Consider the following 20,727-nt stretch of genomic DNA (forward strand, 5'->3'; position numbering starts at 1 on the left):
GGCAGTGTTGAACCACGAAGGACTGTCCCTCAAGACCCCACGGAGTCACCGTGTCGCTGCCACCCCTGGTAGAGCCGGCCGCCGAGCTCACCGTCGACGAGGTCCGCAGGTATTCGCGCCATCTGATCATTCCGGACGTCGGGATGGACGGGCAGAAGCGGCTGAAGAACGCCAAGGTGCTGTGCGTGGGCGCGGGCGGCCTGGGGTCTCCCGCGCTCATGTACCTGGCCGCGGCCGGGGTCGGCACGCTCGGCATCGTCGAGTTCGACGAGGTGGACGAGTCGAACCTCCAGCGGCAGATCATCCACAGCCAGGCCGACATCGGGAAGTCCAAGGCCGTCTCGGCCAAGGAGACCGTCCTCGGCATCAACCCGTATGTGCAGGTCGAGGTGCACGAGGAGCGCCTCGACTCCTCCAACGTCATGGAGCTGTTCGCGCGGTACGACCTGATCGTCGACGGCACCGACAACTTCGCGACCCGTTACCTGGTCAACGACGCGTGCGTGCTGCTGAACAAGCCGTATGTGTGGGGCTCCATCTACCGCTTCGACGGCCAGGCCTCGGTCTTCTGGTCCGAGCACGGCCCGTGCTACCGCTGCCTCTACCCCGAGCCCCCGCCGCCCGGCATGGTGCCCTCGTGCGCCGAGGGCGGCGTGCTCGGCGTGCTGTGCGCGTCGATCGGCTCGATCCAGGTCACCGAGGCGATCAAGGTGCTGACCGGCACGGGTGAGCCGCTGGTCGGGCGGCTGATGATCTATGACGCCCTGGAGATGACGTACCGGCAGGTCAAGGTCCGCAAGGACCCCGACTGCGCGGTGTGCGGCGAGAGCCCCACGGTCACCGAGCTGATCGACTACGAGGCGTTCTGCGGCGTGGTCTCGGACGAGGCCCAGGCCGCCGCGGCGGGGTCCACGATCACCCCGGCGCAGCTCAAGGAGTGGATCGACGCCGACGAGAAGATCGACATCATCGACGTCCGCGAGCCCAACGAGTACGAGATCGTGTCCATCCCCGGCGCGCGGCTCGTTCCGAAGAACGAGTTCCTGATGGGCAACGCCCTCAGCGGCCTGCCGCAGGACCGGCGCATCGTCTTGCACTGCAAGACGGGTGTCCGCTCCGCGGAAGTTCTCGCGGTGCTCAAGAACGCCGGGTTCGCGGACGCGGTGCACGTGGGCGGCGGCGTCATCGGCTGGGTGAACCAGATCGAGCCGCAGAAGCCCGTCTACTGAACACCCCGTAGGGCGGCCTGCGGCGCGGCTCAGCCGCCGCAGGTCAGCCCGGGCTCGGGGACCGTGCCGTCGAGCAGGTAGCGGTCGGTCACCGCGGTGACGCACGGGTCGCCGCTGCCGTAGGCGCCATGGCCCTCGCCGTCGTAGGTGAGCAGCACCCCGACGCCGTCGCCGAGCGCCTCGCGCATGCGCTCGGCGCCCGCGTAGGGCGTGGCCGGGTCGCCGGTGGTGGCGAGCAGCAGGATGGGCGCGGCGCCTTCGGCGGACACCTCGGGCCTGTCGCTCTCGCCGCTCACGGGCCAGTGGGCGCACGCCAGCACGGACCAGACCAGCTGCGGGCCGAAGACGGGCGAGGCCGCCTCGAACTCCGCGCGGTGCTCCGCCACGTCGTCCACGGTGAGGCGGGAGGCGAAGTCGGCGCAGTTGATGGCGTTGTTGGCGGCGTGGAGGTTGCGGTAACGGCCTTGGGCGTCACGGCCGTTGTACTCCTCGGCGGCGGCGAGCAGCAGGTCGCCGCGGTCCTCGTCGAGCGCCTGGCGCAGCGCCTCGGTCAGATAGGGCCATGACGCCTCGGAGTAGAGGGCGGAGAGCAGGGCGGTCAGCGCGAGGCCCGCGGTCAGCTCGCGCTCGGTCGCGGTGGGCAGGGGGCGTGCGCGGAGCGCGTCGAAGAGGCCGTTGATGGTGTCGTACGCGGGCCGCCCGCCGTCGCCCGTGGGGCAGTCGGGTCCGGTGGCGGCGCAGTCGGCCAGGTAGTTGTCGAGGGCGAGCTGGAAGCCCTCGGCCTGGAGGAGCGCCCGCTGGGTGACGTCCCTCGTGGGGTCCACGACGGCGTCGAACACGGCGCGCCCGACGCGCTCGGGGAACAGGTGCGCGTAGACCGCGCCCAGCTTGGTGCCGTAACTGACGCCGAAGTAGTGCAGCTTCTCGTCGCCGAGCGCGGCGCGCAGCAGGTCGAGGTCGCGGGCGGCGTCGCGCGTGGTGACGTGCGGCAGCAGGCGACCGGCGTTGGCCGCGCAGTCCCTGGCGTAGTCGCGGCTGTCGGCCAGGTACGCGGACTCCTCGTCGGGCGTCAGCGGGGGGCCGTCGTCCTGCTGGCCCGCGGCGTCGATCTCGGCGTCCGAGCGGCACACCACGCCCGCGCTCTCGCCCACGCCGCGCGGGTCGAAGCTCACCAGGTCGAAGCCACCGGCGCGCAGGGCCTCGTAACGGGTGGCGGCGCGGGGGAGCGTGGCCACCCCCGAGCCGCCGGGGCCGCCGAAGTTGAACACCAGCGATCCGACCCGGTCACCCTCGGCGGTGGAACGGGCGCGGATGACCGCGATGTCGATCGTTTCGCTGCCCTCGGGGTCGGCGTAGTCGAGCGGCACCGAAAGACGCGCGCACTCCCAGCCGTCGCCCGGCGCCTCGCCCGCGCCCTGGAGCGCGCTGGGCGCGGGGCACTCGGCCCAGGTGAGGGTCTGCTCCGTGAACTCGGCGGGCAGCGCGGGCTCGTGGGCCTGCTCGGGCCCGGGCGCCGCGTCCGCCTCGGGTATCCCGAGCGCCGCGGGGGGCGCGCCGTCTCCGCTGCACGCCCCCACCGTGACCGCCATGGCCACGGCCAGGGCCGCCGCTCGTGTCCCACCCCGGCGCATTCGCAAACCCCCTCGCACGCCACGTTCCCCTGCGAGGCTACCCGCAGGGGCGGCCGCCCCGCGCCATCACGTTCGCGAACGGTCAGGCGCCCGGCGGCTGTTCGCGGCCCCCGCCGCGCCGCGCGCGGCGCCAGGCGTCCTCGAACTCCGCCGCGTCGATGACGGATCCGGAGAGCCCCGGCTCGCCCGACACGTCGTCGATCGCGCCGAACGCGATCTCGGCGAGCAGCGTTCCCCTGGAGCCGCCGTGCGCGTCGGCCCACCCGGTCCCGCCGTCGCCGAACTCCTCGACCCTGCGCGTTTCCCGGTCGTCGTCGCCGATCTCGCAGTACAGGGTGACCGGCTCGTCGGCGTGGTCGTGGTGCCAGTGGACTCTCCAGTGCCGCATCGGACCACGGTAGTCGGGCACCGCGCCCGGGGCGTCAGTCGCACGTGTCGCCGTTGTCGGGGAGGTCGCCGCGCAGGAGGTAGGCGTTGGTCTTGTCGACGACGCAGTCGTTGCCGCTCGTGTACGCGCCATGGCCCTCGCCGTCGAACGTGAGGGTGACCGCCACGTCCTCGCCGCCCAGCGCCTTCTGCATGTGCTCGGTGCCCTGGAACGGGGTCGCCGGGTCGCCCGTCGTGCCGATCAGCAGCATCGTGTCGGCGCCCTCGGCCCCGACCTCGGGGTGCGGGCGGTCGCCCCGCACCGGCCAGTGCGTGCAGTTGAGCAGCGACCAGGCCATCGCGGGGCCGAAGACCGCCGATGCGTCGTCGAACGCGTCGCGCACGCGCCGGACATCGGCATCCGTGTAGCGCTCGCTGGAGTCGGCGCAGCTGATCGCGGTGAGGGAGGACTGGAGGGTGCTGTAGGTGCCGTCGGGGTTGCGGCCGTTCATCGCGTCGCCGAGGGCCAGCAGCACGGTGCCGTCGGGGCGTTCGTCCGACAGCGCGTCGTCGAGGCCCTGGGTGAGGTAGGGCCAGAAGTCCTCGGAGTAGAGCGACTGCGCGATGCCGCCCCAGGCGAGCGACTCGGTCAGCCGCCTGTCGTCGGGGTCCTGGGTGCGCAGGGGGCGTTCGCGCAGCCGGTGCAGCAGGTCGGTCAGCCGGTCCTCGGCCTCGTCCTCGTCGTCGCCGAGGGGGCAGTTCTCGCTCTCGGCGCAGCGGTCGATGTAGGTGTCGAGAGCCAGCTGGAAGCCCTTCGTCTGGGCCAGGGCGCCCTGTTCGGTCGTGCCGGTGGGGTCGACGACGGCGTCGAAGACGGCGCGGCCGACGCGGCGCGGGAAGAGGTGCGCGTAGACGGCGCCGAGCTCGGTGCCGTAGCTGACGCCGAAGTAGTGCAGCTCGCGGTCGCCGAGCACCCGGCGCAGCAGGTCCATGTCGCGCGCGGTGGCCTCGGTGGTGAGGTGCGGCAGCAGGTCGCCCGCCGACTCCTCGCAGCCCTGGGCGAACTCGCGGAGCCGGTCGTTGAGCCGGCGCCGCTCCTTCGCGTTCTCCGGCACGGGGTCGGCCGCGAAGTAGCGGTCGAGGCCCTCGGGGTCGAGGCAGTTGACGCCCTCGCTGTCGCCGACGCCGCGCGGGTCGAAGCTGACGAGGTCGTAACGCCGGTGCAGATCGCGGTAGTCCTGGCCGAACGCGGGCAGCGTGAGAACGCCGGAGCCGCCGGGGCCGCCGAAGTTGAAGATCAGGGAGCCGATCCGGTCGTCGCCGCGCTCGTGGGCCTCCGACCTGATCAGCGCGATGTCGAGGGTGTCGCCCTCGGGGGAGCGGTAGTCCACGGGCGCCCGCATCGTCGCGCACTCCCACTCGGTGCCGTCGGGCAGCGGGCTCGGCGACATCTGCTCGTCGCCCTGGGACGCGTCGGGCGCCTCGCAGCGTGACCAGTCGAGGGACTGGTCGGTGAGGGAGTCGGGCAGGTCGGACGTGTCGGCGGGCTCCGACCTGGCCGCGGGCGCCGAGCCGAGGCCGCGCCCGCCGCGTTCGACCCCCGAGCACGCGGGAAGGGCCAGCAGCGCGCAGGTGGTCGCCAGGGCGGCGCAGGGGAGGGCCAGCCGGGCTCGGATCATGAGGGGGGCTCCCATCCTTGGCGCCGACAGGTCCTTCAGGCACATCGTCGGCGCGCGCCCGACGCGTTCGCACGCGGGCGGCGTCAACCGGGTGACGCGCCCCCCGGCGCGAGCCAGCGCCCGCGCAGCGCGATCAGCACCGCGGCCGCCACCGCGAGCAGCACGAGCGAGACGGCGGTGGCGCCCGCGGGGTCGTCCTGGAGCAGCAGGTACACCTTGAGCGGCAGCGTCTGGGTGGCCCCTGGCAGGTTCCCCGCGAACGTGATCGTCGCCCCGAACTCCCCCAGCGCGCGCGCCCAGCACAGCGCCGCCCCCGCGGCGAGCGCCGGGCCGACCATGGGCAGGGTGACGAGCCGCAGCGTGGTCAGCGGGCCCGCGCCCATGGTGGCGGCGGCCTCCTCGTAGTGCGGCTCGAGCCCGGAGAGCGCGCCCTCGAGGCTGATCACCAGGAACGGCATCGACACGAAGACGGCCGCGACCACCGCCCCCGCGGTCGAGAACGGCAGCCGCACGCCCAGCGACTCCAGCGGCCCGCCGAGCAGCCCACGCCGCCCGAGCCCCTGGAGCAGCGCGACCCCGGCGACCGTCGGCGGCAGCACCATCGGCAGCAGCACCAGGGAGCGCACGAGCGTCTTGCCGCGGAAGTCGGTGCGGGCCAGCAGCCAGGCCAGCGGCACGCCGAACGCCAGCGAGATCACCAGCGCCCACCCCGACACCAGCAGCGACAGGCGCAGCGCCTCGGTCACCGCGGGGTCGGTGAGCCGTTCGCCGAGACCCGACCAGGGCGCGTCGGCGACGATGCCGAGCAGCGGCGTCAGCAGGAACGCCACCCCGAACAGCGCGGGGACGGCCAGGGTGAGGGGCGGGCGGCGCCTCACGAGGGGCTCATGGGTGGGCTCACGAGGGGCTCATGGGGCGAGGAAGCCCGCGTCGTCGAGCAGCCCCTGGGCCTCGTCGCCGCTCAGCCACTCCACGAACGCGGCCGCCTCGTCGGGTCTTTCGGCGCCGTCCAGGGTGGCGGCGGGGTACTCGGCGAGGGTGTTCTGCTCCTCGGGGATCGGCACGGAGAGCACGTCGTCCCCCGCGGACGCGGCGTCGGTGACATAGACCAGGCCCGCGTCCGCCTCGCCGAGCCGCACCTTGCCCAGCACGGACCTGACGTTGGGCTCCTCGGAGTCGGGCCGCGCCTCGACGCCCGCGCGGTCGAGGATCTCGCGCCCGTAGCGGCCCGCGGGGACCTCGGGGGCGGCGAGCACGAGGTTGATGGCCGGGTCGGCCAGGTCATCGAGGGCGTCGATGCCCGCGGGGTTGTCGGGCGGGGTGACGATCGTCAGCTCGTTGCGGGCGATCACGGTGGGCTCGCCCGTCTCGCCCTCGACGCCCGCCATCGTCTCGGTGTCGGCGGTGACCAGCACGTCGGCGGGCACGCCCTGGGTGACCTGGGCGGCCAGCTCCTGGGAGCCCGCGAACGAGAAGCGGACGGTGACGCCGGGGTTGGCCTCCTCGTAGAGCTCGCCCGCCTCCTCGAACACGTCGGTCAGCGAGGCCGCGGCCAGCACGGTCAGCGTCGTGTCGCCGCCTCCGCCGCCTCCGCCGCCTCCGCCGCCTCCCCCGCCCTCGTCGTCCGACTCGTCCGAGCCGCAGGCCGCGAGCGGCAGCGCGAGCGGCACGAGCAGCAGTGCGGCGGCCAGGCGCCGCGGGATGCGTGTGGACATGTCCCGAACCCCCTCCGGGCCTCGTCAGGCCCTGTCGATGTGCACGCTCGTCGCCTTGACGCGGGCCACGGCCTCCATGCCGACGGCCAGGCCGAGCTCCTCGACGGCCTCGCGCGTCAGCAGCGAGACCAGCCGGTGGGGACCGGCCTGGATCTCGACCTGGGCCGCGACGTCGCCGAGCGTGACGGCGGTGATGATGCCGGGGAAGGCGTTGCGCGCGGTCGTGTAGGGCCCGTCCCGGTCGTCGCCCGTGCCGCTCGGCGCCTCGCTCGCGAGGGCGACGGCGAACGTCGCGAGGTCGGGGCCGGCTATCAGCCGCCGCCCCGCCTCGTCGCGCCGGGTGGGCAGCCGCCCGGCGTCCGCCCAGCGCCGCACCGTGTCGGGGCTCACCCCGAGCAGCCGCGCCGCCCGCCCCATGCTGTAGGACCGCATGTGCGGGACATTAGGCGCTCAAGGCTCGCAGGCACAAGGGGACTCCGGATCCACGGCTGGCAACTGCGATCCCTGAGGCGCTAGATGGCTTCCTTGCGGGTGAGCTGGGTGAACGCCAGCCACCCCGGGAGCACCGGCAGCCAGAACGTCATCATCCGGAACAGCACCACCGCGCCGAGCGCCGAGCTGTCCGGCACGCCGAACGCCACGAGCGCGCCGGTCAGCGTGATCTCGATCGCGCCGATGCCGCCGGGGGTGGGGGCGGCGGAGCCCAGGGCGTTACCGGCCAGGAAGACCACCGCGAGCGTGGGGTAGTGCACGTCCTCGCCGAACGCCCGCAGCGAGGCGTCGAGGCACAGGATGAACGCCATCGTCATCAGCAGCATCCCGCCGACGCCCGACAGGAGCTTCTTCGGCTGCTGCACGACGTCGAGCATGCGCGGCACCACCCCGGCGAACAGGCTGCGGACCCGGTCGAGGATCGCCTTCCTGAGGCTGGGCACCGCGGTGATGATCAGCACGATCACGGCCACCGTGAGCAGGCCCGCGATGACCGTTCTCGACGGCGAGAGGGTCGGGGTGCGCTCGGTGCCCGTGAGATAGCCGAAGAGGAGCAGCAGCCCGATGTGCGCGGTGGCGCCGAACAGTTGGGACGCGCCCACGCTGGCCACCGCGTGCCCGGGGCGCAGGCCCTGGCGTTGCAGGAAGCGGGCGTTGAGCGCCGCGCCGCCGATCGCCGCGGGCGCGACCAGCTTGACGAACGAGCCCGCGACCTGCGCCGTCACCGTCCGCTTGTAGGACACCTTCTCGGGCACGAACCCCAGCAGGCTCAGCGCCGCGGCGAAGTACGTCAGCGCCGAGAAGCCCGCGGCGACCAGGACCCAGCCCCAGTTGGCGTTCTCCCACACCCGCTGGAACTCCGGCTGGATGAGCTGCGACAGCAGGAAGTACGCGGCGAACGCGGCGGCGATGATGGTGACCAGCGTGCGTGGCTTGATCCGTTCGATGCGCGCGGGCTCTATCGGCGCCTGGGGGCGGACGAGCAGCACCTGCTGGCGGATCTTGGAGAGCAGGTCGGGCTCCCTGGCGTTGTCGAGGGCCTCCTCCATCGCCCGCTTCTCCGCCTGCTTGGCCGCCTTGACCGTCCTGCGGTTGGTGTCCTCCGGCAGGCTGCCGCGCGCCTCGCGGTACGCGCGGGCCGCGTCGAGCACGATCTGCCGCTCGCGCTGCGACCGTTCGCGCGACAGCTGCCGCAACGCGGTCCTCGTGGTGCGGCTCAGCGCGATCGGCTGGAGCATCGGCAGGCTGGCCGCGACCGCGTCGGGGCCGAGCACGGCGACGGCGGCGGAGACGGCACGCTCGGCGCCGACCCGCAGCCCGAACGTCGTGAGCAGCTGTGAGACGTCCATCCGCAGCAGCAGGTCGCCCGCCGCGATCTCGCCGCCGCGCAGCTCGGTCAGGTACACCTCGCCCTCGCGGTCGACCAGGAGCGAGCCGCCGTCCAGCCTGCGGTGCGCGATGCGGCGCGACTGGAGGATGGCCAGCTGCCGCCAGGCCGCCTCCATCAGCGCGTCGGTGACCTCGTCGTCGGGCAGCGCGTCCAGGTCGCGGCCGCCGATGTGCTCGTAGACCAGCATCACCGCGTCGGGGCCCAGCTCGGACGTGGCGATCAGCTTGGGGGCGCGCGCCCCCGCGGCTCCCGCGGCGTACGCCAGGAGCGCCTCCTGCTCGAGCGCCTGGCGCAGCGAAGGCAGGCTGCGGCGCTGGGTGATGCCGCGCAGCGCGAGCCGCCGCCAGAGCCGGTAGAAGAAGCCCTGCGCCTGCTGCGCCCTGTCCACCACGGTGACGTCGAGCGGCGGCCCGGTCTCCAGGGTGACCAGGTAGCGGCGCGTGCGCTCCTGCTGGCGGTCGCCGGTGTCCTTGCCGCCGTCCCGCTCGCCGAGGTGCTCGGCGCGCAGCGCGCTGACCGGGCGGAAGCCGACGTTCCGCAGCCCGGCGAGCAACTGCTGGCCCGTGGCGCGGACGTTGGGCGAGCCGACGGCGTAGAGCGTGCCGTAGGCGATGGTCCAGCCGATCAGGACGGTGACCACGATGGAGAACGGCGTGGTGTAGCCCGCCACCAGCATCGAGAGCGCGTCGAGCAGCAGCACGGCCCACATGGCGAGCCGCCAGCGGGGGCGGTGGTTCATGCCGACGGCCGTGGCATAGGCGATGACCGGCGCCAGATAGCCGTGCACCGGCTCGGTCACCGCGCCGCTCGGCGCGATGCGGGTCAGCGCGTCCTGCACCGAGTCGGGCGCGAGCCTGGCCACCCACAGGCTGAACGACAGCGACACCCCGTGCGCGAGCACCGCGGCGAGCACGCCGTCGGCGATGCGCAGCCCGTCGCGTTTCACCAGCCGCTCGATCGCGAACGCCACGGGGATCACCAGCACGGCCACGCTCGACGCGAACCCCGCGAAGTTGATCAGCAGCGAAGGCGCCTGGTCCGCGCCCTTGTCGACGTCGTCCTCGATGCCCTGGGTGGTGCCGATCGCGAACGTCGCGAGCGCCACCACGAGCGCGATCCCGAGCACCCCGAGGAGCACGCGCAGCAGATCACTCGGCCGGTGGACGCGGGCGGCCAGGATCGGCTCGTCCACCTCGAGATGGTCCGCGCGCGTCGGATCCGCGCGCAGCAGCGCGTCGAGCGGCTCGTCGGCGCCGTCCGGCTCGTCCTGCCGACGCGCCGTGCGCCCGTCCGCGTGCTGTGCCTCTTCTTCGCCCCGTATCACTGGTCGCTTCCCCAGGATTCTCCTCGTGCTGGAACTGCCGACCAGCCCTCCCCCGTGCTGGGACGATAGTGACACGAGAGACGGCCGCGGGTGGGCCGTCCGTGAGATACGGCACCATGAGCGCCATGGCTGACCCCACCGAAGACGCGGAAGGGGCGCCCACCCGGGGTGGCGCGCACCGGCTGCCCGAGTACGCCGACCGGGTCCTCACCGAGGTCGAACGCATCCCGCCCGGGCGGGTGCTGACGTACGGGGACATCGCGCGGCGCCTCGGCGACGGCGGGCCGCGCCAGGTCGGCAGGGTCATGGCGCAGTACGGCGGCGCGGTGCCCTGGTGGCGCGTGGTGCGCGCGGACGGGCGGCTCCTCCCCGGGCACGAGCGGCGCGCGTTGGAGCACTACCGCGCCGAGGGCACCCCCCTGCGCGCCGGCGCGGACCCCGGCGCGACGCCACGGCTCGACCTCCGGCGCGCGGTGTGGGACGGGGGCGTGGGCGGCGGGCGCCTGGCGCCCGGGCGCGGCTGAGCTTCGGCTCACGCTCACCAGCTTGCGCCGTCCGTCCGGGGGACGGGTGCGAAACGCTGCGCCCCGGGAGCCGTCTGGCGTACCGTCTCCTCCAACGTCCCCGAGAATGCGCGATGCACGTGAGCCTCTCCGTCCCCTTCACTGACCGGCCGCCCGCCCCGGGAGCGTACCGACTGGTGCGCGCCCCGGTCGGCGACGCACGGGTTGTAGCTGTGGACGCGAGCCAGCGCCAGGTGGTTGACCACCGGGGCGGGCCGCTGCTCGTGCTCGCGGGCCCCGGCACGGGGAAGACGACCACGCTGGTGGAGGCCGTGGCCCGCCGGGTGACGGACGGCACGGACCCCGAGCGCGTCCTGGTGCTGACGTTCAGCAGGAAGGCGGCCGCCGAGCTGAGGGACCGGCTGACCGCGCGCCTGGGAGGAGCCTCCCCGCAGGCGACCACGTTTCACTCCTTCGCCTACGCGTTCGTACGGGCACATCAGGACCGCGACCTGTTCGCCGAGCCGCTGCGGCTGCTCTCGGGGCCCGAGCAGGACCTCTATCTGCGCGAGCTGCTCGCGGGCCACCGCGACCCCGGGGCCTCGGGCTCGGGCGTCGAGTGGCCGGACGAGCTGCGCGCCTGCCTGACCACCAGGGGCTTCGCCGACGAGCTGCGCGCGGTGCTCGCGCGCAGCCGCGAGATCGGCCTCGAGCCCGACACGCTGGCCGGGTTCGCCCGCCGCACCGGGCGGCCCGACTGGGAGGCGGCGGCCCACTTCCTCGCCGAGTACCTGGATGTCACCGAGGCCCAGGGCGTGCTCGACTACACCGAGCTGGTGCGCGGCGCGGCGCGGCTCGCCGATGACCCGGGCGTCGCGGCGGCGGTCAGGGCGCGGTACGACGCGGTGTTCGTCGACGAGTACCAGGACACCGACCCGGCGCAGGTCGCGCTCCTGCGGGCGCTGGCCGGCGGCGGGCGCGACCTGGTGGTGTTCGGCGACCCCGACCAGGCGATCTACGCCTTCAGGGGCGGCGACGTGAACGGGATCCTCGGCTTCCCCGACGCGTTCCGCACCCGCGCGGGCGACCCGGCGCCCGTCGCGGTGCTGCGCACCGGCAGGCGCAGCGGGGCCGCGCTGCTCGCCGCCACGCGCCTGCTCGCCCAGCGCATGCCGCTGTCCAGGCTGCCCGCCGACGCGGTGCGCGGGCACCGGGCGCTGACGGCCGAACGGGACGGCGGGCGCGTCGAGGTGCGGACGTATCCCACGCCGGGCGCCGAGCTCGACAACATCGCGGATCTGCTGCGCCGCGCCCATCTCGAGGACGGCGTGCCATGGGGCGACATGGCCGTCCTGGTGCGCGCCGGCGCGCGGTCCATCCCGGTCGTGCGCCGGGCGCTCACGGCGGCGGGTGTGCCCCTCGAGGTGGACGGCGACGACCTGCCCCTGCGTCAGGAGCCCGCGGTCGCCCCGCTGCTGATGGCGTTGCGCGCGGTCGCCGGGCCAGGCCCCGACGAGGGCGCCGCGCTCGCTCCCGAGGACGCGCTCAAGCTGCTGACGTCCCCGCTCGGTGGCATGGACGCCGCCGACCTGCGCCGCCTCGGCCGCGCCCTGCGCAACGAGGAGCGCGCCGCGGGCGTCGCCACCCCGCGCCCCTCCGACGAGCTGATCGCCAGGGCGCTGGCCGAGCCCGAGCGGCTGGTCACCCACGACCCGGCGTACGCGGGGGGCGCGCAGCGCCTTGGGACGCTGCTGCGCAAGGCCCGCGAGCTGCTGGCGGGCGGCGGCAGCGCCGAGGAGGCGCTGTGGCTGCTGTGGGACGGCACGCCGTGGCCCGGGCGGCTCGAACGGGCCGCACGGCGCGGGGGAGCCGCGGGGCGCAACGCCGACCGCGACCTCGACGCGATGTGCGCGCTGTTCGACGCGGCGGCGCGCGCCGAGGAGCGCACCGGAGGGCGAGGGGCGCGCAACTTCCTGGCGGAGCTCGAGGCGCACGACATCGCCGCCGACACGCTCGCGCCGCGCGCCGTGCGCCCCGAGGCGGTGCGGCTCATGACGGCCCATCGCTCCAAGGGCCTCGAGTGGTCCCTCGTCGTGGTCGCCGGGGTGCAGGAGGGGCTCTGGCCCGACCTGCGGCGCCGCGGCTCGCTCCTCGAGGCCGACCGCATCGGCCGCGACGGTCTCGCCGAGCCGCTGAGCCAGGCCGCGCTGCTCGCCGAGGAGCGGCGGCTGTTCTACGTGGCCGCCACCCGCGCCAGGGACCACCTGGTCGTCACGGCCGTGCGCGGCGCCGACGACGGTGACCAGCCGTCGCGTTTCCTGCGCGAGCTCGGCGTCGAGCCCGAGGAGGTGAGCGGCCGCCCGCGCCGCCCGCTCGCGCTCGCCGCGCTCATCGCCGAGCTGCGCGCCACCACCGTGGACCCCGACGCCTCACCCGCGCTGCGCCGCGCCGCCGCCGAGCGCCTCGCCGAGCTGGCCGCGCTCACCGACGACGAGGGCCACGCCCTGGCGCCCGCCGCCCACCCCGAGCGCTGGTGGGGGCTGCGCGAGCCGACCCGTTCCGCCGCGCCCGTGCGCGACCCCGAGGCGCCCGTCGCGCTGTCGGGCAGCGCGCTCGACCAGCTCGTCAACACGTGCTCGCTCCAGTGGTTCCTGGGCCGCGAGGTGCACGCCGACGCGCCCGCCACCACCGCGCAGGGCTTCGGCAACGTTCTGCACGTCCTCGCCGACGAGGTCGCGTCCGGCACCACGCCCGCCGACCTGTCCGTGCTCATGGAGCGCCTCGACACGGTGTGGGACTCGCTCGCGTTCGAGGCGCCCTGGCAGTCGCGCAGGGAGCAGGCCGAGGCGCGCGCGGCCCTGGAGCGCTTCCTGCGCTGGCATGTGCTCCAACGCGCCGACGGGCGCGAACCGGTCGCCAGCGAGGCCGAGTTCGACGTCACCCTCGACGCGGGGCCGCACAGCGTCCGCATCCGCGGGGTGCTCGACCGGGTCGAGCGGGACGCCGAAGGCCGCGCGTATGTCGTCGACTTCAAGACGGGCCGCACCCGCCCGACCCGCCGCGAGGTGGAACGCCACCCCCAGCTCGCCGTCTACCAGCTCGCGCTGCGGCACGGCGAGGTCCCGGGCGCGGGGGACCCGGCGGGCGCCGCGCTCGTGCACCTCAGGCAGGGCGCACCGGCGCGCGAGGGCGGCGACGCGCTCCCCACGGTGCAGCGTCAGGAGCCGCTGGGGCGCGAGGGGAACGGCGACGCGGGCGGTGACTGGGTCGGGGACCTGCTGGCCAACGCTGCGGGGCGCGTCCTCGACGAGCGCTTCACCCCGCACTCGGGCCAGCACTGCGGCTCGTGCTCCTTCCGCGGCGCGTGCGGCGCGCGCCCCGAGGGCCGCCACGTCGTCGACTGAGCGGCGACGACCGAGCGGCGTCGGCGGAGTGGCGTCGGCGGAGTGGCGTCGACCCTCGGCCGGAACGGGACTGTCGGAGGCGGGGGTTAGGCTCACTCGGGTGCCCGTCCGACTCAGCCGCCCCGAACAGCTCAGGGAGCTGCTGGGGATCCCGTTCACCGAGGAGCAGCTGGCCTGTGTCACCGCGCCGCCCGCGCCCCAGGCCATCGTCGCGGGGGCGGGCTCGGGCAAGACCACGGTGATGGCCGCGCGCGTCGTGTGGCTCACCGCCACCGGCCAGGTCTCCCCTGGGCAGGTGCTCGGCCTCACCTTCACCAACAAGGCGGCGGGCGAGCTGGCCGAGCGGATCCGCGCCGCCCTCGCGGGCGCGGGCGTCGAGACCGCGGAGGACGGCGAGCCCCAGGTGTCCACCTACCACGCGTTCGCGGGGCGGCTGTTGGCCGAGCACGGGCTGCGGCTCGGCGTCGAGCCCGCCTCGCGGCTGCTGGCCGACGCAGGGCGGTTCCAGCTGGCCGCCGAGGTGCTGCGGTCGGCGCCCGCCGAGTTCGACCCGCCCGCCGCGACGTTCACCGCGCTGGTCACCGATCTCGTCGCGCTCGACGCCGAGCTGTCGGAGCATCTGGTGGCCCCCGAGGCGCTGCGCGCGTACGACGCCGGGCTGCTGGCCGAGCTGGCGGGGGCCGAGCTGACCAACGCCGACCTGCGCCGCGTCCCCGAGGCCGCCGCGGGGCGCGGGCGGCTGCTCGACATGGTCGAGGAGTACCGCGGGCGCAAGCGCGCCCGCGACCTGCTGGACTTCGGCGACCAGATCGCGCTCGCCGCGACCCTCGCCCGCGACGTGCCCGAGGTGGGCCGGGCGATGCGGGAGGCGTTCTCCGTGGTGCTCCTCGACGAGTACCAGGACACGTCCGTGGCCCAACGGATCCTGCTCGCCGGGCTGTTCGGCGGCGGCACAGGGCACGCCGTCACCGCGGTCGGCGACCCGTGCCAGGCGATCTACGGCTGGCGCGGCGCGTCCGTGGCCAACCTCGACGACTTCCCCGACCACTTCCCGCACCGCGACGGCACCCCCGCGCGCCGCGACAGCCTCAGCGAGAACCGCCGCAGCGGCGGGCGGCTGCTCGCGCTGGCCAACGACCTGGCCGCGCCGCTGCGCGCGCGCCACCCCGCGGTCGTTCCGCTGCGGCCCGCCGACGGCGCCGAGCTGGCCGGGCGCGTGCGGTGCGCGCTGCTGCCCACGCACGCCGATGAGCTGGAGTGGCTCGCCGACTCGATCGCGCACCTGACGCGGACCGGGACGCCGCCGCGCGAGATCGCGGTGCTGTGCCGCACGGCGGGCGACTTCGCGGAGATCCAGGGCGCGCTGGTGGCCCGCGACGTGCCCGTCGAGGTGGTCGGGCTCTCGGGCCTGGTGCACCTGCCCGAGGTCGCCGACCTCGTCGCGGTGTGCGAGGTGCTGGCCGACCCCACGGCCAACGCCTCCCTCGTCCGGCTGCTCACGGGCCCCCGCTGGCGGATCGGGCCGCGCGACCTGGCGCTGCTCGGGCGGCGCGCCAGGGTGCTGGTGCGGCGGGCCGGGGGCGACGGCTCGGACGGTGGCTCGGGTGAGGGCGCTGGCGAGGACGCGCGGCTCGCGGCGGCGGTCGAGGGCACCGACCCGGCGGAGGTCACGTCGCTCGCCGACGCGCTCGACACGTTCGTCGAGGGCGCGGGGGAGCCCGCCGACGGGCTGCCGTTCTCGCCGGACGCGCGCGTGCGTTTCGCCCATCTGGCCGCCGAGATCCGGGAGCTGCGGCGCGCGCTCGGCGATCCGCTGATGGACGTGCTGCACCGCGTGCTGTCCGCCACGGGCCTCGAGGTCGAGCTGTCCGCGTCCCCGCGCGCGCTCGCGGCGCGGCGCAGGGAGACGCTGGGCGCGTTCCTCGACGTGGCCGCGGGGTTCGCGGCGGGGCGCAGCGGCACGGCGGTGGACGGGGAGGCGACGCTGCCCGCGTTCCTCGCGTTCCTGCGGGCCGCCGCGCAGTACGACAAGGGCCTCGACAGCTCGCTGCCCGGCGCGGAGGACACCGTGAAGGTGCTCACGGCGCACAAGGCCAAGGGCCTGGAGTGGGACGTCGTCGCCGTGCCGGGGCTGTGCGCGGGGGCGTTCCCCGCCAAGCCGTCGCGCGACTCGTGGCTGCGGCACCCCCGCGCCCTGCCGCACCCGCTGCGCGGCGACGCCGGAACGCTGCCCGAGCCGCCGGAGTGGACGAGCGCGGGTCACAAGGAGTATGTGGCGGCGACGGCCGAGCACCTGGAGCTCGAGGAGCTGCGGCTCGGCTATGTCACGTTCACCAGGCCGCGGTCGCTGCTGCTCGGCTCCGGGCACTGGTGGGGTCCGAGCCAGAAGAGGCGGCGCGGGCCATCGGCGTTCCTGGCCGCGCTGCGCGCCCACTGTGACCGCGATCCGGCGCACGGCGAGGTGGAGCACTGGGCGGACCCGCCGCCCGAGGACGCGGAGAACCCCGCGCTCGCCGGGCCCGCGCGCGAGGAGGCGTGGCCGCTGCCGCTCGACCCGGCGGCGCTGGCCCGGCGGCGCGCGGCGGCCGACGCGGTGCTGGCGCGGCTGCGCGGGGTGCCGGGGCCGCGGGACGCGGGCGCCGCGGACGGGCTGACTCCCGAGGAGCGGCGGGCCGTGGAGTCATGGGACCGGGACCTGGCCGCGCTGGCCGGGGAGTTGCGGCAGTCGCGGGCCGTGGTGCGGGACGTCGGGCTGCCGCTCTCGCTGTCCGCGTCGCAGGTGCAGCGGCTCGCGGCCGACCCCGAGGGGTTCGCGCGCGACCTGGCCAGGCCGATGCCGCGCCCGCCGCAGCCCGCGGCGCGGCGGGGGACGCGGTTCCACGCGTGGGTGGAGTCCAGGTTCGAGACGCTGGCGCTGCCGATGCTCGGCCCCGACGAGCTGCCGGGGGGCGACCCCGACGAGGAGGCCGAGATCCGCGACGAGCGGGAGCTCACGGCGTTGAAGGAGGCGTTCTCCCGCACGCCCTACGCCGCACGCAGGCCCTACCGGATCGAGGCGCCGTTCCAGATCCAGCTGGCGGGGCGCGTCATCAGGGGCCGCATCGACGCGGTCTACCGGACGGCGCGCGGGGGCTTCGAGATCATCGACTGGAAGACGGCCCGCCGCCAGGACGCCGACCCGCTCCAGCTGGCGATCTACCGGCTGGCGTGGGCGGAGCGGCACGAGCTGCCGCTGTCCGCCGTGTCGGCCGCGTTCCTCTACGTCCGCAGCGGCGAGCTGGTGCGGCCGACCGTGCTGCCGGGGCGGCGCGGGCTCGAGCGGCTGCTCCTGGGGGAGGAGTCCTGGGAGCCCAACGACCCCGGTTAGGCTTTTGGTATGCGCACCACCCCGGACGACGCGGTCCAGCCGATCCCTCTCACCGGCACCGGTGGCATCGACCGCTGCGCCGGATACCGTCTCGACGAGGCGTGGCTGGGCGCGGCCTGGAGCCACCCCTCCACCCGGGTGTTCGTGGTGTCGGGCGGCCAGGCGCTGATCGAGGAGACGGCCGACGGCAGGACCGAGCTGGTGCTGATGCCGTCGTTCGACGCGCCGCTCACCGAGGCCCACCGGTACTTCCTGGGCGCGGACGCCGACGGCGTGCGGTACTTCGCCCTCCAGAAGGACGCCCTGCCGGGGCGCATGGACGAGGCGGCCAGGCCCGCGGGGCTGCGGGAGGCCGCGCCCCTGCTGTCCGAGCGGGACAACGAGCTGCTGGTGCACGCCGTCGCCCTGGAGAACTGGCAGCGCCTCCACCGCTTCTGCTCCCGCTGCGGCGAGCGGACGGTGATCGCGGCCGCGGGGCACATCAGGCGCTGCCAGGCGTGCGGCGCCGAGCACTATCCGCGGACCGACCCCGCCGTGATCATGCTGGTGGTCGACGAGGAGGACCGGGCGCTGCTCGGGCGGCAGCTGCACTGGCCCAAGGGGCGCTTCTCGACGCTCGCGGGCTTCGTGGAGCCGGGGGAGTCGATAGAGCAGGCCGTGGTCCGCGAGGTGGCAGAGGAGGTCGGCGTCGTGGTGGAGGAGGTCGAGTACATCGCCTCCCAGCCGTGGCCCTTCCCCTCGAGCCTGATGCTGGGGTTCGTGGCGCACGCGGCCTCGTCCGAGCCGGTCGTGGACGGCGACGAGATCGAGCAGGCGCGCTGGTTCTCGCGCGAGGAGCTGCGGGCGGCGATGGAGTCCGGCGAGGTGCTTGCCCCGTCGGGGGTCTCCATCGCCGCCCGGCTCGTGGCGCGCTGGTACGGCAAGCCGCTGGTGTCCGCGCCCTGGTGAGCCCCGGTGGGGGCACGTTCAGGCGGCGAGGGCCTGCTTGACCTCGGCGAGGGACGGGTTGGTCATGGTCACCTCGGGGCCGCCGCCACCGGGGACGACGACAAGGGTCGGAACGGTACGGTTGCCGTCGTTGGCCTTCTCGACCAGGGCGACCGCGTCCGGGTCCTCCTCGATGTTGATCTCGGTGAACGCGATGCCCTCGCGCTCCAGCTGGCTCTTGAGCCGACGGCAGTAGCCGCACCACGTGGTGCTGTACATCGTCACGGTGCCGGACATCGTCTCCCGCTCCTTCGGTGTGTTGCGCGGCGGCGGTTGTCGCACGCGCAAGGAGAACGCGCGGGGCGGTATGAGTAATTCCTGGGGGCTGTGGACAACCACCCCACGCTCCCCGCCGAACCTGGCAGCATGGCCGGGTGACATCAGCAACGCACGCCTCCCCTTTCCCCCAGGATCCGTTTCCCCGGGTGCCGGACTCGGCCGACGCCGTGCTCGAGGGGCTCGACCCCGAGCAGCGCGCCGTGGCGACCACGCTCCAGGGACCGGTGTGCGTGCTCGCCGGGGCGGGCACAGGCAAGACGCGGGCGATCACCCACCGCATCGCGTACGGCGTGCGGGCCGGGGTCTTCCAGCCGTCGACGGTGCTCGCCGTGACGTTCACCGCGCGGGCGGCGGGGGAGATGCGGGGGCGGCTGCGGCAGTTGGGCGCGGGCGGGGTGCAGACGCGGACGTTCCACGCGGCGGCGCTCCGGCAGCTCCAGTACTTCTGGCCCAAGGCGGTCGGCGGGGAGCCGCCGCGGCTGATGGAGCGCAAGGTCGCGCTGGTCGCGGAGGCGGCGGCGCGCGGCAGGCTGCGCCTCGAGCGGCCCGAGCTGCGGGACGTGATCTCCGAGATCGAGTGGGCCAAGGTCACCCAGACCGTGCCCGAGGACTATCCGGCGGTCGTGGCCAAGTCGGACCGCGAGCCGCCGCGCGACCCGGCCGAGACGGCCAGGATCTACGCCACCTATGAGCAGCTGAAGCGGGACAGGGGCGCGATCGACTTCGAGGACGTGCTGTTGCTGACGGTCGGCATCCTCGCCGACCGGCCCGACATCGCCGAGGTGGTCCGCGGCCAGTACCAGCACTTCACCGTCGACGAGTACCAGGACGTCAGCCCGCTCCAGCAGCGGCTGCTCCAGCAGTGGCTGGGGGAGCGGGACAGCCTGTGCGTCGTGGGCGACGCCAGCCAGACGATCTACTCCTTCACCGGCGCCACCCCCGATCACCTGCTGGACTTCAGGACCCGCCACCCGCACGCGACGATGGTCAAGCTCGTGCGGGACTACCGCTCCACGCCCCAGGTGGTCCACCTGGCGAACGGGCTGCTCGGGCAGGCCCGCGGCCGCGCGGCCGAGCACCGCCTCGAGCTGATCTCGCAGCGGCAGCCGGGGCCCGAGCCGGTCTTCGCCGAGCACCCGGACGAGCCGGCGGAGGCGGAGGCCACGGCGAAGCGGATCAGGGAGCTGATCGCGCCGGTCGCCGAGGGCGGCGCGGGCATCCCGGCCAGCGAGATCGCCGTGCTGTTCCGGGTGAACGCCCAGTCCGAGATCTACGAGCAGGCGCTGGCCGACGCGGGCGTCCCCTACCAGCTGCGGGGCGCCGAGCGGTTCTTCGACCGGCCCGAGATCCGCCAGGCGGGCCTGGCGCTGCGGGGCGCCGCGCGCGCGGGGGGGAACGACGAGGCGCTCGACGACGCCGACGGGCTCGCCGGGCAGGTGGGCGCGGTGCTCGCCACCACCGGCTGGACGCCCGAGCCACCCGCGGGCTCGGGGGCCGTGCGGGACCGTTGGGAGTCGTTGCGCTCGCTGGTGACGCTCGCGGAGGACTTCGGGCGGGCCAGGCCCGACGCGGGGCTGCGCGAGTTCGTGGCCGAGCTGGACGAGCGGGCCGCGGCGCAGCACGCGCCGACCGTGGAGGGCGTGACGCTGGCGTCGTTGCACGCGGCCAAGGGCCTGGAGTGGGACGCGGTGTTCCTGGTCGGGCTGACCGACGGGATGATGCCGATCACCCACGCCAAGACGCCCGAGCAGGTCGAGGAGGAGCGGCGGCTGCTGTATGTGGGGGTCACGCGGGCGCGGCTGCGGCTCACGCTGTCCTGGGCGGTGGCGCGCTCGCCCGGAGGGCGGGCGACGCGGCGGCCCACGCGTTTCCTCGACGGGCTGCGGCCCGGTTCCGGCGCGGCGGGCGCGCGCGGGGGCCAGGGCGGCGCGGGGGGCGTGGAGCGGGGCTCCGGGTCGCGCGGGCGCAAGCCACGCGGGCCGGTCAAGTGCCGGGTGTGCGACAAGACGTTGACGGAGGCGACCGAGGTCAAGTTGCGGCGCTGCGAGGACTGCCCCTCGTCGATGGACGAGGAGCTGTACGAGCGGCTGCGCGAGTGGCGGCTCGACCGCGCGCGGGAGTTGGGCAGGCCGGCGTACGCCGTCTTCACCGATGTCACGCTCATGGCGATCGCCGAGACCGTGCCTGGTAGCGAGGGTGAGCTGTCCCGGATCTCGGGCGTCGGGGCCCACAAGCTGCGACAGTTCGGGCCCGATGTGCTGGCGCTGTGCGCCGGTGAGCCCCTGCCGCAGGCCCCCGAGGAAACTTCTGAGGAATCCGCCGAAAAATAGTTTGCGCGCGCCGGAGACATCCGCATAGCGT

14 protein-coding genes are annotated in these 20,727 nt (G+C 74.8%); 6 read left to right on the plus strand and 8 right to left on the minus strand.

From position 1 onward, the window contains the following. Window positions 1-50 precede the first annotated feature (50 nt). A complete protein-coding gene (gene moeZ, locus D7318_RS14685) occupies window positions 51-1,229 on the plus strand; it encodes an adenylyltransferase/sulfurtransferase MoeZ (protein WP_120697503.1) in 1,179 nt (392 codons plus the stop codon). A gap of 29 nt (window positions 1,230-1,258) precedes the next feature. Here the strand turns inward: moeZ and D7318_RS14690 are convergent, their stop codons facing one another. The 7 genes from D7318_RS14690 to D7318_RS14720 all read right to left on the minus strand — a co-directional run bounded on the left by D7318_RS14690 (window position 1,259) and on the right by D7318_RS14720 (window position 9,826). Continuing rightward, window positions 1,259-2,860: an alpha/beta hydrolase gene (locus tag D7318_RS14690; RefSeq protein ID WP_120697505.1), complete on the minus strand. Its 1,602-nt coding sequence runs from the start codon at window positions 2,858-2,860 to the stop codon at window positions 1,259-1,261. A gap of 82 nt (window positions 2,861-2,942) precedes the next feature. Next, on the minus strand, window positions 2,943-3,248 hold the full coding sequence (locus D7318_RS14695; RefSeq protein WP_120697507.1) for a DUF6881 domain-containing protein: 306 nt from the start codon (window positions 3,246-3,248) through the stop codon (window positions 2,943-2,945). Between the two features lie 34 nt (window positions 3,249-3,282). After that, window positions 3,283-4,905, minus strand: a complete 1,623-nt coding sequence (locus D7318_RS14700; RefSeq protein ID WP_120697509.1) for an alpha/beta hydrolase — start codon at window positions 4,903-4,905, stop codon at window positions 3,283-3,285. A gap of 83 nt (window positions 4,906-4,988) precedes the next feature. Beyond that, on the minus strand, window positions 4,989-5,783 hold the full coding sequence (locus D7318_RS14705) for an ABC transporter permease (RefSeq protein WP_120697511.1): 795 nt from the start codon (window positions 5,781-5,783) through the stop codon (window positions 4,989-4,991). Window positions 5,784-5,813: 30 nt separating this feature from the next. Continuing rightward, window positions 5,814-6,620: a molybdate ABC transporter substrate-binding protein gene (modA, locus tag D7318_RS14710; RefSeq protein WP_120697513.1), complete on the minus strand. Its 807-nt coding sequence runs from the start codon at window positions 6,618-6,620 to the stop codon at window positions 5,814-5,816. A 24-nt stretch (window positions 6,621-6,644) separates the two neighbouring features. Continuing rightward, the gene (locus D7318_RS14715) at window positions 6,645-7,052 is read right to left on the minus strand and encodes a TOBE domain-containing protein (protein ID WP_120697515.1); all 408 of its coding nucleotides are present in this window, start codon (window positions 7,050-7,052) and stop codon (window positions 6,645-6,647) included. Window positions 7,053-7,132: 80 nt separating this feature from the next. Then, window positions 7,133-9,826 (minus strand): lysylphosphatidylglycerol synthase transmembrane domain-containing protein, encoded by a 2,694-nt coding sequence (locus tag D7318_RS14720; protein WP_230423749.1) that lies wholly within the window; start codon window positions 9,824-9,826, stop codon window positions 7,133-7,135. A gap of 125 nt (window positions 9,827-9,951) precedes the next feature. Here D7318_RS14720 and D7318_RS14725 point away from each other — a divergent pair, with 125 nt between their 5' ends. The 4 genes from D7318_RS14725 to nudC all read left to right on the plus strand — a co-directional run bounded on the left by D7318_RS14725 (window position 9,952) and on the right by nudC (window position 18,048). After that, window positions 9,952-10,350, plus strand: a complete 399-nt coding sequence (locus D7318_RS14725) for an MGMT family protein (protein ID WP_120697517.1) — start codon at window positions 9,952-9,954, stop codon at window positions 10,348-10,350. Window positions 10,351-10,463: 113 nt separating this feature from the next. Continuing rightward, window positions 10,464-13,733 carry an ATP-dependent helicase gene (locus tag D7318_RS14730; protein WP_120697519.1) on the plus strand — a complete coding sequence of 1,090 codons (3,270 nt, stop codon included), beginning with the start codon at window positions 10,464-10,466 and terminating at the stop codon, window positions 13,731-13,733. A gap of 100 nt (window positions 13,734-13,833) precedes the next feature. After that, window positions 13,834-17,100: an ATP-dependent DNA helicase gene (locus tag D7318_RS14735; RefSeq protein ID WP_120697520.1), complete on the plus strand. Its 3,267-nt coding sequence runs from the start codon at window positions 13,834-13,836 to the stop codon at window positions 17,098-17,100. Window positions 17,101-17,109: 9 nt separating this feature from the next. Next, window positions 17,110-18,048: an NAD(+) diphosphatase gene (nudC, locus tag D7318_RS14740; RefSeq protein WP_120697522.1), complete on the plus strand. Its 939-nt coding sequence runs from the start codon at window positions 17,110-17,112 to the stop codon at window positions 18,046-18,048. 18 nt (window positions 18,049-18,066) lie between these two features. Here nudC and D7318_RS14745 read toward each other — a convergent pair whose 3' ends face one another. Continuing rightward, window positions 18,067-18,324 (minus strand): glutaredoxin family protein, encoded by a 258-nt coding sequence (locus D7318_RS14745; RefSeq protein ID WP_120697523.1) that lies wholly within the window; start codon window positions 18,322-18,324, stop codon window positions 18,067-18,069. A gap of 137 nt (window positions 18,325-18,461) precedes the next feature. Between D7318_RS14745 and D7318_RS14750 the strand changes: the two genes are divergently transcribed. Then, window positions 18,462-20,696, plus strand: coding sequence for an ATP-dependent DNA helicase UvrD2 (locus D7318_RS14750; protein WP_329604578.1), 2,235 nt, complete (start codon window positions 18,462-18,464; stop codon window positions 20,694-20,696). Window positions 20,697-20,727 lie beyond the last annotated feature (31 nt).

Origin of the sequence: Streptomyces radicis (assembly GCF_003626575.1) — a bacterium.
GTDB lineage: Bacteria > Actinomycetota > Actinomycetes > Streptomycetales > Streptomycetaceae > Streptomyces > Streptomyces radicis.